At 71.0% G+C, this 14819-nt stretch carries 13 protein-coding genes; 8 read left to right on the forward strand and 5 right to left on the reverse strand.

What is annotated here, in order from left to right; genetic code table 11:
- The first annotated feature begins 20 nt into the window (after nucleotides 1–20).
- Nucleotides 21–1253, forward strand: coding sequence for an MFS transporter (locus ACQ0O7_RS10520; RefSeq protein WP_430781721.1), 1233 nt, complete (start codon nucleotides 21–23; stop codon nucleotides 1251–1253).
- Here ACQ0O7_RS10520 and ACQ0O7_RS10525 read toward each other — a convergent pair.
- From ACQ0O7_RS10525 to ACQ0O7_RS10535, 3 genes are all read right to left on the reverse strand, one after another.
- The gene (locus tag ACQ0O7_RS10525) at nucleotides 1222–1968 is read right to left on the reverse strand and encodes a MerR family DNA-binding transcriptional regulator (protein WP_430781722.1); all 747 of its coding nucleotides are present in this window, start codon (nucleotides 1966–1968) and stop codon (nucleotides 1222–1224) included. The two genes, ACQ0O7_RS10520 and ACQ0O7_RS10525, sit on opposite strands and share 32 nt — an antisense overlap.
- A gap of 19 nt (nucleotides 1969–1987) precedes the next feature.
- The gene (locus tag ACQ0O7_RS10530; RefSeq protein ID WP_430781724.1) at nucleotides 1988–3457 is read right to left on the reverse strand and encodes an alpha/beta hydrolase; all 1470 of its coding nucleotides are present in this window, start codon (nucleotides 3455–3457) and stop codon (nucleotides 1988–1990) included.
- Between the two features lie 342 nt (nucleotides 3458–3799).
- Nucleotides 3800–5164 carry a stress response protein gene (locus ACQ0O7_RS10535; RefSeq protein WP_430781726.1) on the reverse strand — a complete coding sequence of 455 codons (1365 nt, stop codon included), beginning with the start codon at nucleotides 5162–5164 and terminating at the stop codon, nucleotides 3800–3802.
- Between the two features lie 295 nt (nucleotides 5165–5459).
- On the opposite strand from ACQ0O7_RS10535, the gene ACQ0O7_RS10540 reads away from it, so the two are divergent.
- The 4 genes from ACQ0O7_RS10540 to ACQ0O7_RS10555 are packed head-to-tail and all read left to right on the forward strand — an operon-like array spanning nucleotide 5460 to nucleotide 10476.
- Nucleotides 5460–6755, forward strand: a complete 1296-nt coding sequence (locus ACQ0O7_RS10540) for a lyase family protein (protein WP_430781728.1) — start codon at nucleotides 5460–5462, stop codon at nucleotides 6753–6755.
- 36 nt (nucleotides 6756–6791) lie between these two features.
- Nucleotides 6792–7772: a sugar ABC transporter substrate-binding protein gene (locus tag ACQ0O7_RS10545; RefSeq protein ID WP_430781730.1), complete on the forward strand. Its 981-nt coding sequence runs from the start codon at nucleotides 6792–6794 to the stop codon at nucleotides 7770–7772.
- Nucleotides 7766–9271 carry a sugar ABC transporter ATP-binding protein gene (locus ACQ0O7_RS10550; RefSeq protein ID WP_430781731.1) on the forward strand — a complete coding sequence of 502 codons (1506 nt, stop codon included), beginning with the start codon at nucleotides 7766–7768 and terminating at the stop codon, nucleotides 9269–9271. Before ACQ0O7_RS10545 ends, ACQ0O7_RS10550 begins: the two co-directional genes overlap by 7 nt.
- On the forward strand, nucleotides 9268–10476 hold the full coding sequence (locus ACQ0O7_RS10555) for an ABC transporter permease (RefSeq protein WP_430781732.1): 1209 nt from the start codon (nucleotides 9268–9270) through the stop codon (nucleotides 10474–10476). The genes ACQ0O7_RS10550 and ACQ0O7_RS10555 overlap by 4 nt, the downstream gene beginning before the upstream one ends.
- Nucleotides 10477–10560: 84 nt before the next feature.
- Here the strand turns inward: ACQ0O7_RS10555 and ACQ0O7_RS10560 are convergent, their stop codons facing one another.
- Complete coding sequence (locus ACQ0O7_RS10560; RefSeq protein WP_430781733.1) at nucleotides 10561–11379, reverse strand: alpha/beta fold hydrolase; 819 nt, start codon at nucleotides 11377–11379, stop codon at nucleotides 10561–10563.
- Between the two features lie 36 nt (nucleotides 11380–11415).
- Here ACQ0O7_RS10560 and ACQ0O7_RS10565 point away from each other — a divergent pair, with 36 nt between their 5' ends.
- Nucleotides 11416–12051 (forward strand): TetR/AcrR family transcriptional regulator, encoded by a 636-nt coding sequence (locus tag ACQ0O7_RS10565; RefSeq protein ID WP_430781734.1) that lies wholly within the window; start codon nucleotides 11416–11418, stop codon nucleotides 12049–12051.
- Nucleotides 12052–12173: 122 nt separating this feature from the next.
- On the opposite strand, the gene ACQ0O7_RS10570 is transcribed toward ACQ0O7_RS10565, so the two are convergent.
- Nucleotides 12174–13247 carry a Gfo/Idh/MocA family protein gene (locus ACQ0O7_RS10570; protein WP_430781736.1) on the reverse strand — a complete coding sequence of 358 codons (1074 nt, stop codon included), beginning with the start codon at nucleotides 13245–13247 and terminating at the stop codon, nucleotides 12174–12176.
- A 93-nt stretch (nucleotides 13248–13340) separates the two neighbouring features.
- Here ACQ0O7_RS10570 and ACQ0O7_RS10575 point away from each other — a divergent pair, with 93 nt between their 5' ends.
- Together ACQ0O7_RS10575 and ACQ0O7_RS10580 are read left to right on the forward strand one after the other, a co-directional pair.
- Nucleotides 13341–14525 carry an extracellular solute-binding protein gene (locus ACQ0O7_RS10575; RefSeq protein ID WP_430781738.1) on the forward strand — a complete coding sequence of 395 codons (1185 nt, stop codon included), beginning with the start codon at nucleotides 13341–13343 and terminating at the stop codon, nucleotides 14523–14525.
- On the forward strand, nucleotides 14522–14806 hold the full coding sequence (locus ACQ0O7_RS10580) for a muconolactone Delta-isomerase (protein ID WP_430781739.1): 285 nt from the start codon (nucleotides 14522–14524) through the stop codon (nucleotides 14804–14806). Before ACQ0O7_RS10575 ends, ACQ0O7_RS10580 begins: the two co-directional genes overlap by 4 nt.
- The last annotated feature ends 13 nt before the right edge of the window (nucleotides 14807–14819 follow it).

Consider the following 14819-nt stretch of genomic DNA (forward strand, 5'->3'; position numbering starts at 1 on the left):
TCACTATAGTCAGTTCCATTATGGAACTCAGTGTGTTCTGGCGCTGGTGGGCCGCCGGCGCGACAAGTCATCTCGGCTCCGCGGTCGGCACGGTGGCCCTGCCGTTGACCGCGCTGACCGTGCTGCACGCCTCGGCCTTCGAGATGGGCCTGATCACCGCGGCCGGCTATCTGGCGTACCTGCTGATCAGCCTGCCCGCCGGAGTGATCGTGCAGCGGCTGCCACTGCGCGGCATGCAGGTCGTCCTCGACCTCACCCGGGCACTGGCCATCGGGTCCGTACCCCTGGCCTGGTGGTTCGAAGTCCTGACCGTGGCCCAGCTGGTCGCCGTGGCGCTGGTGGTCAGCTTCGCCAACGTGCTGTTCGACGTGGCCAACCAGACCTTCCTGCCGGAACTCGTGCCGCCCGCACAACTACAGGCCCGCAACAGCCTCAACTCCGGCACCCACGCCGTCACCCAGCTCGGCGGGCCGTCCCTGGGCGGATTCGCCGTGCAGGCGCTCGGCGCGGTGCCCACCCTGTTCGTCAACACCGCCGGATATCTGATCTCCGCGCTGCTGCTGCGCACCCTCCCGGCCCGGCGGGTGCGGCAGCCGGCCGAACGCCCGCCGATGGCCACCATGATCCGCGAGGGCTGGCACTACGTGGTGCGGCACCCGATCATCGGGCCGGCCATGTGGGACGCCACCGTCACCAACTTCGTCTGCGGCGCGATGCTCGCCCTGTTCCCGTACTACCTGGTCCGCGAACTCGGCGCCTCGCCGCTACTGGTCGGGGTGCTGCTCGCCGCCGACGGCCTCGGCACCCTGATCGGCGCCGCGCTGACCACCCGATTCACCGACCGGGTCGGCACCGCCCGCGGCCTGATCATCGCCGCCGCGGTGAGCGTGGCCGGGGCGCTGATCATCCCGCTCGGCACCGGCGTCACCGCCTATGTCGCCTTCGCCGCCGGCAACCTGATCCTGGCCACCGCCACCGTCGTGCTCAGCGTGACCACCCGCACCTACCGGATGCTGGCCAGCCCACCCGAACTGCTGTCCCGGGTGATCGCCACCGTCAAGTTCGTCTCCTGGGGCGCCATCCCGCTCGGCGGCCTGCTCGCCGGCGCCCTCGCCGGCCCACTCGGCGCCCGCACCACCCTGCTGATCTTCGGCGCCCTGACCATCGCGTCCCCGCTCATCTACCTGTCCACCCCGATCCGCGGCATGCGCGACCTCCCGCTCACGCCCGCCCCGCAGCCGGCGGATAGATGATCGCGTTGGCGCGTTGCAGGACGTCGATCTGGGACTTGTTCAGCAGCTCCACGACCGCGTGCAGCAGGACCGGCTGGGTGGACGGATCGCCGCCCGACTGCACCCGGTCCACCGCCGCGCCCAGCACCGGATTGGCGTCCATGTCACGGCGGATCTCCACGGCGTAGCGCTCGGCCAGATCCTGCCGCGCCTCGTCGGAGGCGTCGTCGGTCAGCGCCTGGAACTCGACCGCCTGCGGTGACGGCGGGCCGGCCTCCATCGTGCGCAACACGTCCATCACCTCCGGACCCAGGACCCGGGAATTGAGCAACATGAACGTACGGTCCAACTCGGTCAAGCCGTCCGCGTGCGCCTCGAAACCCGGCGGCGCCCCGACCAGATCCGGGCGCCGCAGCAACTCGGCCAGCTGGTCGCGCATCCGCTGCTGGCGTTCGATACTGGCGGCCAGCTCGGTGTCGAGGGCGCGAAGCGTCTGCTCCGCGCCCTCGGGCGACTCCTGAACGGCGGCGATGTCGGCGAGCGGCACCCCCACGTCGACCAGCCGGCGGATGCGCATCAGCTGGAGCAGGTGCGGGATCCCGTACTTCTTGTAGCCGTTGGTGTCCCGCTCCGGCTCGTCGAGCAGCCCGATCCGGTGATAGTGCCGGACCGTCTTCACCGTCGTGCCGGTGAACTCGGCCATCTCACGGGTGCTCCAGCCGCCCCTCATCCGCATGCCGCCATTCAACACCGTCTCAGTTACGGCAGGTGGTGTCCCGGGCCGGCATCCGGCCGTCGACCAGGTACGCCGTCGTCAGCTCCAGCGCACAGGCGTTGTCGCTGAGCACGTACACGCCGTGGCCGCTCTCCTCGGCGGTGACCAGCTTCGCCCGCTTGCCGAACCTCTCCTGCAACAGGGCCGCGTTGACCGCCGGGGTGACCGGGTCGTGCCGGTTCTGCAGCAGCAGGATGTTCGCCGCCCCCTGCTTGCTGATCGGCACCGGCGGCTCGGCCGGCTCCCACTTCCAGTGCGCGCACGGCAGGATGTTCGCGGCCGCCGCCCCGTACAGCGGATAGCGTTTCCGGTCCGCGGCCACATCCCGCTGGTAGGTCGCCAGATCCTCCGGCCAGTCGACGTCGTTGCAGGTCGTCGCCAGGTAGACGGTCAGCGCGTTGTCGACCGGATGCGGCGTGCCCGGCTCCACCGGCGGGGCCTCGACGGTGGCCGGGCCGAGCAGCGACTGCCAGATGTGGGCGGTCCGGCCGTACTGCATCGGGTGGTAGACGCCGGCGAAGGTCAGGTAGCGGAAGTGCGCGCCGGTCGTCCCGTCCGCCGCCGGGGCCCGGTCCAGGCGCTCGGCGATCGCGAAGTACGTCTTACGGACCTGCGCGGCCGTCCGGCCCAGGCCGTAGGAGCCGTGCCGTTCGGCCGCCCACTTCGCGAAGTCCGGGAACGTCTCCTCGAAGCCGTGCGCGTACCGGCGCAGTGAGGCCCGGTCCAGGTGCGTGTCGGCCATGTTGCTGTCCAGCACGATCCGGTCGGTGGACTCCGGGAACAGCGAGACGTACGCGGCACCCAGCGCCGAACCGTAGGAGGCCCCGTAGAAGCTGGCCTTCTCCTCGCCCAGCGCGACGCGGATCCGGTCCAGGTCACGGGCCATGTTCGCGGTGGTGATGTGCCGCAGCCGGCCGTCGGAGTCGTTGCCGGCGCAGCGCTGGGCCACCTCGGCGGCGAGCGCCGACTGCTCGGCCACGGCGGTGGTGTCGTTCAGCGCGTACGGCGGAATGTTGGCCCAATAGGCGTCGTCGGCCCGGAAACCGCAGCTCACCGGCGACGAATGGCCGACCCCGCGGGTGTCCATGCCGATCAGGTCGTACGAGTCCAGCACGCTAGCCGGCATGCCCCGGTTCGCCAGGAACGCCGGCTGATCGAGCCCGGTGCCGCCCGGCCCGCCCGGGTTGAACATCAGGATGCCGCGCCGCTTCTCCGGCTTCTTGCTGGCGATCCGCGACACCATCAGTTCGATCGTGGCGCCGTCCGGGTCGCTGTAGTCCAGCGGAACCTGAACCTTCGTGCACTGTGCCGTGTGCGGCGCCGTGATCACTGTCGCGGGGCAGGCCTCCCACACGGGTTCGGCGGCCGCCTGTGCCGGCGGCATCACCGCGATGAACGTTCCGGCCAGGCCGAGCGCCCCCAGCAGGGCGATGCCATGCCGTCGTTTCATGTCCAGCCTCCATGGTTCGTCCGGTTCGTACCGTCCGTTCCATGTGACTCCGTGCCCTTAGGGCACAGTCAAGCGCCGTTCACCGGAACCCGGGCGCGGCCCGCCGGGTGTCGCGCATCCGGGACGTGATGAAGTGGCCCTCGGGGCGGATCTCCAACCACCCGTCCGCGGCCACCACCACCCACATCCGCCTTCGGTGACCGCGGAGACCACACCAACGGCGAACGATGCCCGGGACACCTCCTTCCCGATGTCCGCGCTGTTCAGGGGTCGGGCCGGGACGCTCCGGGGTGCCTCCTGGAGAGGATCGTCATCCTCCGGCGGCAGGGCCGGGTGGCCCCTCTACCCGTCGTCGGTGAGTCTCGGGGTGACCGGTTCGTCCTGGGAGGACAGGGCGGTGGAGACCAGCGCCGCCGGGACCGGTTCGATCGCGAGGGCGTCGTCGGTGGAGCGCATGCGCGGTGCCGCGGGCATCCACGGTTTGAGGTTCTGGATGACCTGTGAGTAGAAGTCGTCGATGGCGTTCAGGACCGAGTCGATGAACGCGCCGCGCCCGGTACCGCGTTTGGTGCCTGCCGGGGCGGTCAGGGCCACCCGGAAGGTGCGCAACTCGCGGGCCGGGTCACTGATCAGGACCGCCGGGTTCTCCCGGACGGCGTGTAGTAGTTCGGCGCTGCCAGCGCCGCGGGCGTGAGCGGCGTACGACTCCAGGCGAACCGTGTCCGGCGCGTCCTTGAGCTGCCGGACCAGCCAGTTCACCCGGGTCGTCGGCCGGCCCTCGCGGGGCGCCTCGATGTCGACGTGGCAGGTGATCTTCGCGGCGCGCAGGTCGGCGGTGATCGACAGGGTGCCGACCGCGCCGGGGATGCGCAGTGCCGCGGTCATCGAGCCGGTGGTGGCGAGTTGAGCTACCAGCGTCTGGGTGCGGATCAATGGTTCGGCCTGTTCCCGGCGGGTCAGTGCGGGGACGACGTCGGTGCCGAGTCGCCGCCCGAGCTTGAGCCCGGCGTACCGGACCAGGGCGTCGAAGCGCCCGGCGATCTCGGGGGCGGCCGCGTCGGTGGGGCGCAGAGTTCCCGCGCCGACCGCGTCCCGGCCCGGAACCCAGGAGGGGCCCATGTCGCTGAACTCCAGGGCGCCGGATTTGGGATGTTCCAGGTAGCGGATGAGTTCGCCGAGGATCCAGGCCTGGTCGGGGTCGGCGACGCCGCGGTACTCCTTCTGCAGCACCGCCATGGTCAGCACCTGGGACCAGGGGATGTGGTGCAGGGCGACCTTGCGCAGTTTGCGCTTGTCGATCCGGGTCGGGTGTTGACCGGCCATCGGCGGGACCTCGTTGGAAATGGTGATCAGGGCGTCGAAGCCCTGCTCCCGGGCGATGTCGAGGTAGCGTTCCAGCTGCTCGGCCTGCAACTCGTTGGTGCCGGTCTTGACTTCGACCAGGGCGGTCCACTGGCGTTGGCCGCGGGTCACCCGGATCAGCCCGTCGGGGAATGACTTGCCGTCACCGAGGGTGAACGGCACCTCGATCCAGGTCTGCACCGGGCCGGCCGGAGCGCCGTAGGGCTGGGTCAGTGCCCGCCCGAACTCGCGGACCGCGCTCATCACCGCGAGCAGCGCTGATGTGGCCCGCCGTTCCTGCTCGTCGGCGCCGTTGATGCCGGAGGTCGGGATCAGTCGTGCCGCGTGCCAGGTCTCTTCCGCCATGATCACCCCTTGTCACGAAACTCTGGCGAAACCTACAGCGGGTGAGGGGTGCGGAGCGGTCGGTCACCGGCGTCGAACGGCTCCTTCTGACCGGCCATGTCGCTGCCGTCCACAGTGAACGGAGGAGGCATTCCGTGACGTTTGTGTTACCGGCGGAAACCGAATCGGTCGTTCAAACGGTTGCCTTAACGTGTTCCGCGTCATAGTCTCCAGTCGTTCAAACGATTGAACACCGGATGGAAGCGAGCACACCGTGGTCTTTGATCTGCTGTCCCGGCTTGGCGGAGATGAACCCATGGCGGCCGTCTTCTCGCAGGAGCGCACCGTGCGTGACTGGCTGCTGGTCGAGGCGGAGCTGGGGCGGGCGCTGGCCGACGGCGGCGTCATCGACGAGGCCACCGGTGAGCGGATCGCCGGGGCCTGCCGGCTCGACGTGGTCGACCTGGAGCGGCTGTGGGCCGAGTCGGCCAACGTCGGCTACCCGATCTTTCCGCTGGTCAAGCAGATCTGCGAGGCGCTCGACGACCGGGACGCCGCCTGGGTGCACTACGGCGCCACCACCCAGGACATCATGGACACCGCCCTGGCCCTGCAACTGCGCGACGCCGCGGACCGGCTGCTGGTGCTGCTCGGTGAGGTCGGTGACGGCCTGGCCCGGCTGGTGGCCGAGCACGCCGGCACGGTGATGGCCGGCCGCACCCACGCCCAGCAGGCGGTGCCGACCACGTTCGGCGCCAAGCTGGCGGTGTTCCTCGGTGAGGCCACCCGGCACCGGGACCGGCTGCTGCGGGCGCGGGCCGCGGTGGCCGTGGTGTCGCTGTTCGGCGCGGGCGGCACGTCGGCCGCCCTCGGTGACGTGGCCGGCCGGGTCCGCACCGGCCTGGCCGCCCGGACCGGGCTCGCCGACACCCTCGCCCCCTGGCACGTCTCCCGGGACACCATCGCCGAGCTGACCCAGGCCGCCGCGCTGGCCGCGGCCACCTGTGTCCGGCTGGGCCGGGAGATCGTCGACCTGTCCCGCACCGAGATCGGCGAGGTGGCCGAAGCCGACGGGATGTACCGCGGCGCCTCCTCGACGATGCCGCAGAAGGCCAACCCGATCTCCTCCGAGCTGGCCGTCGGCTTCGGCGTGATGGCCACCTCGCACGCGCAGGCCGTGCTGCGGGCGATGGAGGTGGGCCACGAGCGGGCCGCGGGGGAGTGGCAGGTCGAGTGGCAGGCCGTGCCCGGTGCGCTGGTGGCCGCGGCCGGCGCGCTGCGGGCCGCCGCCGCGATCACCGGCGGGCTGCGGGTCTTCCCCGATCGGATGGCGGTCAACCTGACCGCCGACGGCGGCCGGCTGATGGCCGAGGCTTACATGATCGCCCTGGCCGCCGAGCTGGGCCGGGACAAGGCACATGAACTGGTGTACGGCGCGGTCCGCGACTCCCGGGCGACCGGGTCGACGCTGCGTGACGCCGTACGCGCCCGGGTCGGTGACGGCGCGTGGTCCGCGATCGCGGAGACCCTGCCCGAACCGGCCGGATACGTGGGTTCCACCCGTGAGATCTGTGACGCCGCTGTCCTGCGGTGGCGCGACGCCAAGCACTGAACCACACGCTCTTAACCGTCCAGACAGGAGCATTTCGTGAAATCGATTCGGACCCTTGCCGCCCTCGGACTCGTCCTGGCCGGCCTGACCGCCTGCAACACCGAGTCCCCGGCCGAGACCACCCCGGCCGGTGACACCACCAGGAAGCTCACCTTCGGCCTGGCCAACCAGCAGGAGTCGGTGACCTTCCCGGCCGCGCTGGCCAAGGGCGCCAAGGCCAAGGCCGACGAGCTGGGCATCACCCTGGTCTCCCTGGACTCGCAGGGTGACCAGCAGAAGCAGGCCAGCCAGGTGCAGGACCTGATCGCGCAGAAGGTGGACGGCATCATCCTGGTGCCGCTCTCGCCCGGCCCTGGTCAGGCGCTCGTCGACCAGGCCGCGGCGGCGAACATCCCGATCGGCACCGCACACGGGTACGTCGGCGCGAACCGGGACGTCGAGACCCCGTACGAGAAGCTGAAGTTCATCGTCACCGAGAACGAGCGTGGCGCCGGGGCGACCGCCGGTGAGATGGCGCTCCGGGTGGTGCCGGACGGCGGCAAGGTCGCGGTGATCACCGGGGCGGCCGGCTTCGACGAGAACACCACCCGGGTGGAGAAGTTCACCGCCGCGCTGGAGGCCAAGGGCGGCTACGACGTCGTCGCCACCCAGCCCGGCAACTGGACCAAGCAGGACGGCCAGTCGGCCTGCCAGAACCTGCTGGCCGCCACCCCCGACCTGGCCCTGATCTACGCCATCTCCGACGACATGGCGGTGGGCTGCGCGGCCGCGGTCAAGTCGGCGAACTCCACCGCCAAGATCCTCGGCGTGGGCGGTTCGGCGGCCGGCATCGCGGCGATCAAGGACGGGACCCTCGCCGGCACGGTCTGCTACAAGCCGTACGACAGCGGTGTGATGGCTGTTCAGATGCTGCACGACGCGGTCACCGGCAAGCTCAGTGGCGCCCCGGCGACCACCTTCTACGACACCCCCGGGGTCACCAAGGACAACGTCGACTCCTGCACCCCGCAGTGGTAGCCGGCGCGGTCCTGGCCGTTCGGGACGTCGAGAAGACCTACACGAGCGGCACCCGTGCCCTGCGCGGGGTGACGATGAGCGTGCGGCCGGGCACCGTGCACGGGCTGATCGGCGCGAACGGCGCCGGCAAGTCCACCCTGATCAAGATCCTCTCCGGGTGGCAGCAGGCCAGCGCCGGGACGGTGGAGTGGAAGAGCCGGCCGGTCGACTGGTCCCACCCGCGGCAGGCCCTGGCCGCCGGGATGGCCGCGGTGCACCAGCACACCCCGCTGGTGGACAGCATGTCGGTGGTGGAGAACGTCTTCCTCGGCCGGCGCGAGACCCGCCGCTGGGACGCGGGCGCCCGGCGGGCCGAACTGCTCGCCCTGTGCGAGCGGATGGGCTACCACCTGGAACCGCACCAGGCGGTGGCCGAACTGTCCGTCGGCGCCCGCCAGATGGTCGCCATCCTGCAGGCCCTGGCCCGTGACCCGGACGTGGTGCTGCTCGACGAACCGACCGCCGCGCTGTCCCCGGCCGAGAGGGAGGTCCTCTTCCGTTCGGTCCGGCGGCTGCGCGACACCGGCACCACCTTCGTCTACACCTCGCACTTCCTGGACGAGGTGATGGAGCTGACCGACCACCTGACCGTGCTGCGCGACGGCCTGGTGGTGGTGGACGCGCCGACCGCCGACGTCACCATCGACGGCCTGGTCACCGCGATCGTCGGCAAGGAACTCGCCCGCGAGCAGCGCGAGGGCCACACGGTCCGGGAGGTCGGCGCCCCGGTCCTGCAGGTGCGGGAGCTGACCTCCCCGGGCAGGTTCGGGCCGGCCGACCTGACCGTGCACGCCGGTGAGGTGGTCGGGATCGCCGGCCTGCTCGGCAGCGGGCGGACCGAGCTGCTGGAGGCGATCTACGGCGCCGATCACAACACCACCGGCTCGGTGCACGTCGACGGGCGGAAGGTCAAGAACTCACCCCGTTCCGCCGTACGGGCGGGGCTGGCCCTGGTCCCGGAGGATCGCGCCAGACAGGGCTTCCTCCGGGACTGGGAGATCTGGCGCAACATCTCCCTGCCGTACCTCGGTGGGATGTCCTGGCGCCGTCTGCTGCCCAGCGCCGCCCGGGAACGCGAACTGGCCCGCCGGGCCATCGCCGACCTCGGCATCGTCGCCGGCTCCACCGAGTCTCCGGTCGGGGAACTGTCCGGCGGCAACGCCCAGAAGGTGGTCTTCGCCAAATGGGTGTACGGGCCGGCCCGGGTGCTGCTGCTCGACGAACCGTCGGCGGGCGTCGACGTGGGCGCCAAGGCCGACATCATCCACCTGGTACGCCGGATGGCCGACGACGGGCGCGGCGTCCTGATGGTCTCCAGCGAGTTCGAGGAGCTCCTGACCGCCTGTGACCGGATCCTGGTGGTACGCCGCGGCCGGATCGTCGCCGACCTGCCCGTCGCCGACACCGATCTGCATGACATCACCGCCCGCGCGAGCGGTTTGACGAAAGGTACGCCATGAGCACCACCTCCGCGCCCGACCACGGCTCCTGGCGCCGCTCGCTGGCACCACGCGCCGCCGGGGTCGTGTACGCGTTCATCGCCCTGGTCGCGATCCTCACCATCACGTCCAGCGTGCAGGGCCGGCCCAGCTATCTGAGCAGCGTCAACCTGAGCAACATCCTGGACCAGTCGGCGCTGATCGCGATCCTGGCGACCTTCATGACCACGGTGCTGATCAGCGGCAACTTCGACCTGTCGGTGGCCTCCACGGCGGCACTGGCCGGCACCGTCGCCCTCAAGATGATCGACGACTACGGCCCGGTGATCGGCACCCTCGCCGCGCTGATCACCGGGGCGCTGGTCGGGCTGCTGAACGGGGTGCTCGTCCAGAAGGTGGGGGTGAACGCCTTCATCGTCACCCTCGGCACGCTGACCGCGGTCCGGGGCGTGGTGCAGGCCATCCTGGACGGGCAGTCCATCACCGCGAGCGACACCACCCTGATGGACATCGCGACCGCCCGCTGGCAGATGCCGATCGTGGTGGCCGTGGTCCTCGGTGTGCTGCTGCTGGCCGGCGCCGGCTGGCTGATCCGGTGGGCCCCGCACCGGGGCGCGGCGGTCCGGTCCACCGCCGGGCTGTGGGCGAGCGGGCTGGCGCTGCTGCTGCTCGCGCTGTTCCGCCCGCTGATGCTGGAACAGACCGCCCCGGTCTGGATCATGCTGGTGCTGGCCGTGCTCACCGCGCTGACCCTGCGGTACACGGTGATCGGCCGGAACCTGTACGCGGTCGGCGGCAACGCCGAGGCGGCCCGGCTGTCCGGCATCGACGTGGACCGCTACCGGATGGTGGCGTTCGTGGTGAACGGGACGGTGGCCGCCCTGGTCGGCGTGCTGTACGCGGGCCGCTTCAACTCGGTCGACCCGACCGTGCTGACCGGCGGCGAGCTGACCGTCATCGCGGCGGCCGTGCTCGGCGGGACGTCCCTGTTCGGCGGCTCGGGTTTCGTCACCAAATCGGTGGTAGGAACATTGATCCTGTTCACCCTGAGCAACGGCTTCAACGTGCTCAACATCGGCTCCAACTACCAGAACGTGGTCCAGGGCACCGTCCTGGTGGCAGCCGCCTCCCTCTACACGGCGACGAGCGGCCGTGAACGCCGCAAGCTGCGACAGGCCCTGAGGAAGGAGAAACCCCCGGCCCCGGCCGAACTGGTCAGACAATGAATGAAGCCCGGTGGCCGACGGCCACCGGGCTTCATCACGGGGTCAGCCAGATCTCGATCTGCAACGAGTGGGAGGCGCGCCGGATCAGATGACGGCGGGACCCCGCCGGCCGGGCCGGCGGCTCAGGTCGTCGAGCAGGGCGGTCAGGTGGGCCGGGGCGGTCAGGTGGGCCAGGTGGCCGCAGTCGTCGAGCTGGTGCACGGTCGCGTGGGGGAGGCGGCGGGCCACGGCGTGGAACGAGGTCCCGTACGGGTCACTGCCCGGGTCGCGGTTGTGTTCGCCGACGATGAGGTCCACTCGGCAGGCCGGTTCGGTCAGCTGCGGGGCCTCGTTGATCGCCCGGGTCTCGGCGTGGACCGGAGTGCCCAGGCGGCGCATCCCGGACCAGATCTCCTCCTTGGCGCGCAGCGCGGCGATCTCCTCGGTGGGCATGCCGGCGACCTGGCGGAGGGCGACCTCGATCCGGGCGTCGGCGTCGCCGGACTCGTGGGCGCGCCGCAGCTCGGGCAGGGCGGTGGCGCCGAACGGGGCCGTCACCGGCTCGTAGGCGATGACCTGGGGAATCGGGATCGTGGTCGCCAGGTGCAGGGCGATCAGGCCGCCGTAGCTCCAGCCGAAGAGGGTGCGCACGTCGGTGAACTCGTGCAGGACCGCGGTGGCGTCGGCGATCTCGGTGGCGATCGTGTAGTCGGCGGGCAGTGGCCCGGAGGGGTGCCGGCCTCGACGGTTGACCACGGCGACCGTCGGCCAGGCCGCCGAAGCGGCGGCCACCGGGCGCCAGGCCGCGGCGTCGGAGAGGACTCCGGGGATCAGGACGATCGCCGGGCCATCCGGGTCGCCGTAGACGTCCACGGTCACCTGACCGTCGGCCACCTGGACTGATTTCTGAATCGTTTGCTCCACAACTGCATTGTGCAGCGAACGCTCTAGAATTGCCAGATGGTTTCGAGATCCGTGGGACGCCCCCGGGCGTTCGATCGTGACGACGCGCTCGGCAAGGCGGCGTTCCTGTTCTGGCGGCACGGCTACTCCGGCACGTCGACACGCATGCTGACGGGGGCGCTCGGGATCTCGAGTTCGAGTCTGTACGCCGCGTTCGGGACCAAGGCCGAACTGTTCGACGAGGCGGTGCGCACATATGCGTCGCGGTACAGCGCGATCTATGAACGGGCGGTCGCCGAGCCGTCGCTGACCGGGGTGATCGAGCGGGTGCTGATCGACTCGATCGCCGAATTCACCAGCGCCGACGACGGCCACCCGGGGTGTCTGACCAGCAGCGCCGCCATGGCCGACACCTCGGCGACCCTCGACGTCCGGTCCTATGTGGCTTCGCTGCGGCGGTCCGACGAAGCCCGCCTCCGGGAGCGCCTCGACCGGGAGACCGGCGACGGTGCCGCGCTCACCGCGTTCGTGCAGACCGTGTGGCAGGGGCTGTCCGCGCGCTCCGAACTGGGCGCCACCCGCGCCGAGCTGACCGAGGTCGCCGCGCTGGCCCTGGACCTGATCGCCGCCGGCCACCGCGTTCGGCCCGGCGGCCGCGGGTCGGTCTCGACCCGCGCCGGCCTCGCGTCGTAGCCACGCCCAGGTGTGGCCCGGCGAGGGTGTGACCGGCGCCGGGCACCACGATTCTTGTCATGCCCGCGAGAGGGTGTCAGCCGCCCGGACGTGACGTGACATGACCGGCGCCACCTTCGGGTTCAGAACCTCCGCACCTGGCCCGACTCGATCGAGGCGTAGCAGGCCTCGACCAGCTGGAGGGTGCGCAGGCCGTCGGCGGCCGTGGTCGGGGCGGGGCCGTGGCCGGCGATCTCGCGCAGCAGCGCCCGCATCGGGCCGGCGAAGGCGTCCGGGATCCACCGGGTGGTCACCGGGTAGGGCATCCAGCCGTCGGTGGGCAGCACCGAACTGTGCACCTCGACGGTGTCCGGGCGGCCGTGCGGGTAGTCGTACAGCAATCCGATCGTCCCCCGGATCGCACCGTGCGATCCGTCGATCCGGAACGTCGCGGACTGGTCGCCGGTGTGGTTCTCGTGATTGACCTTGATCAGGGCACGCCGGCCGTCCTCGTACGTCAAGGTGGTGAAGGTCCTGGTCTCGCCGGCCACCGCCTGGCCGGGACGGCGCCCGCCCGCGCAGTACACCGAGTGCGGGTCGCCGAGCAGCGCGCGGACCGTGTCCAGGTAGTGGATCGAGTGGTACATCAGGTCCAGGCGCGGCGAGGTGACCAGCCAGTCCCAGGCGGTGAAGTCGGTCTCGATGTCGACGTCCACGGTGACCGCGGTGACCTCGCCGATCCAGCCGGCCTCGGCCATCGCGCGGGCGGCGGCCATCCCCTCGCCGTAGCGCATCTGATGGTTGACCACCAGCGACAGCCCGGCCGTGCGGGCCTCCTCGACGAGTTCGGCGCCGATCGTGGAGTCCACCGCGAGGGGTTTCTGGGCGAGCACGTGCTTGCCGGCGGCCAGCGCGCGCCGGATGATCGCGGGCTGGGCCTGCGGGACGACCGCCACGTCGACGACGTCGATCGCCTCGTCGGCGAGCATCTCGTCGAGGGTGTAGGTGCGGGGCAGGCCGAACTCGCCGCGCAGCTGTTCGGCACGGTCGAGGTCGAGGTCGCAGACCCCCAGGACCTCAAGACCGGCTTTGCGGTACGCGGGCAGGTGCGCGACGCGGGTGATGGCGCCCGCCCCGACGACTCCGATGCGCCGTCGCTCGGCGTCGGGGACGGTCAGGTCACAGGCTTCGGCGATCGGCTGCAGCTGGTGGAGCACGGGATTCTCCAGGTTGTCGAGGCGGAACTGTTTCCTATGTCACCATCGCGTGTAACATTAGTCAATCGTTTGAATGACGTACGGAGGCCTCTGATGACCCTGCACCTCTTCGGTCGTGCTTTCGACGGCTTCGAGCGCAGTCTCACCGACCAGCTCGCCGGCCTCGACGCCGACCACCGGCTGCTGGAGATCGAGGACCTGCAGCACGAGGTGGTCGACGGCACCCTCGCCACCGACGGCCGGGCCGACGTGCTGATGCTGATCACCGACTGGCTGCCGTCGCTGATCGCCTCCGGCAGGATCCTCCCGCTGGACTTCTCGACAGCGGCGCCGCAGGGCTGGCCGGACGCCTGGGCGCCCGCGCTGCGCGAGTTGCAGACCGGCGCCGACGGGCGGGTCTACGGGGTGGCCTACCACGACGGCCCGATGCTCTTCCTCTACCGCACCGACCTCTACGAGTCCGCCACCGAGCGGGCCGGTTTCCAGGAGCGGTTCGGCTACCCGCTCGCGCCGCCCACCGACTGGGCCCAGTTCCGCGACCAGGCCCTCTGGTTCGACCGGCCCGAGCAGGGACTGCGTGGCACGGTGCAGGCCGGATACCCGGACGAGCACAACAACGTGTACGACTTCCTCACCCACCTCTGGAGCCGTGGTGGTGAGCTGATCACCCCCGACGGCGGTTCCGGGCTGGACAGCCCCGCGGCTTCCGCGGCCGTCGACTACCTGCAGGGGCTCTGGCACGTCGATCAGGTCGTCGACCCGGCCGCCGCGGCCTGGGACAGTGTCACCTCCGGCGTGCACTTCGCCGCCGGTGAAGCCGCCATGATGGTCAACTGGGCGGGCTTCGCCACCATGTCCGCCGACCCGGCCTCACCCACCCACGGCCTCGTCGGCTGCGCGCCCGTCCCCGGCGGCGCCACCATGAACGCCTACTGGGTGCTCGCCGTCCCGGCCGGCGCTCGCGACCCGCAGGCCAGCCTCGACCTGATCCGGCGGCTCACCACCCATGACATGGACGTGCGCACCGCCCTGGCCGGCGGATCCGCCACCCGCCGCGACAGCTGGGCCGACCCGCGGGTGCGCGCGCTCGCCCCGTACTACACGGTCCTCGAGGACGCCCACCAGAACTCCCGGTCGGTGCCGGTGGACCCGCGCTGGCCGCGGATCGCCGCGGTGCTCAACGAGATGATGCGCGCCGTCGTCGAGGACGGCGCCGGACAGTCCGCCCTCGGCAAGGCACACGTGGAGCTCGGCGCGCTGCTGGCCCTGGGCCGATGAGGTTCCTGGTCCACCTGGAGACCGGCCTGCCCCCGGACATGCCCGATCAGGAACGGTCAGCGCTGCTGGACGCCGAACGGACCCGCGGCGCCGAACTGGTCCGGGACGGCACCATCGAACACCTGTGGCGCCTGCCCGGCCGGCTGGCCAACGTGGGCGTCTGGCGGGCCCCCGGCCCCGACGAGCTGCACACCGCGATCAGCTCCCTGCCACTGTGGCGGTGGATGACGGTACGGGTCGAGCCGCTGGCCACCCACCCGCTCGATCCATCTAGGACGTAGGCTCGGCGCCGTG

The organism is Actinoplanes sp. G11-F43, assembly GCF_050589265.1.
Lineage (GTDB): Bacteria > Actinomycetota > Actinomycetes > Mycobacteriales > Micromonosporaceae > Actinoplanes.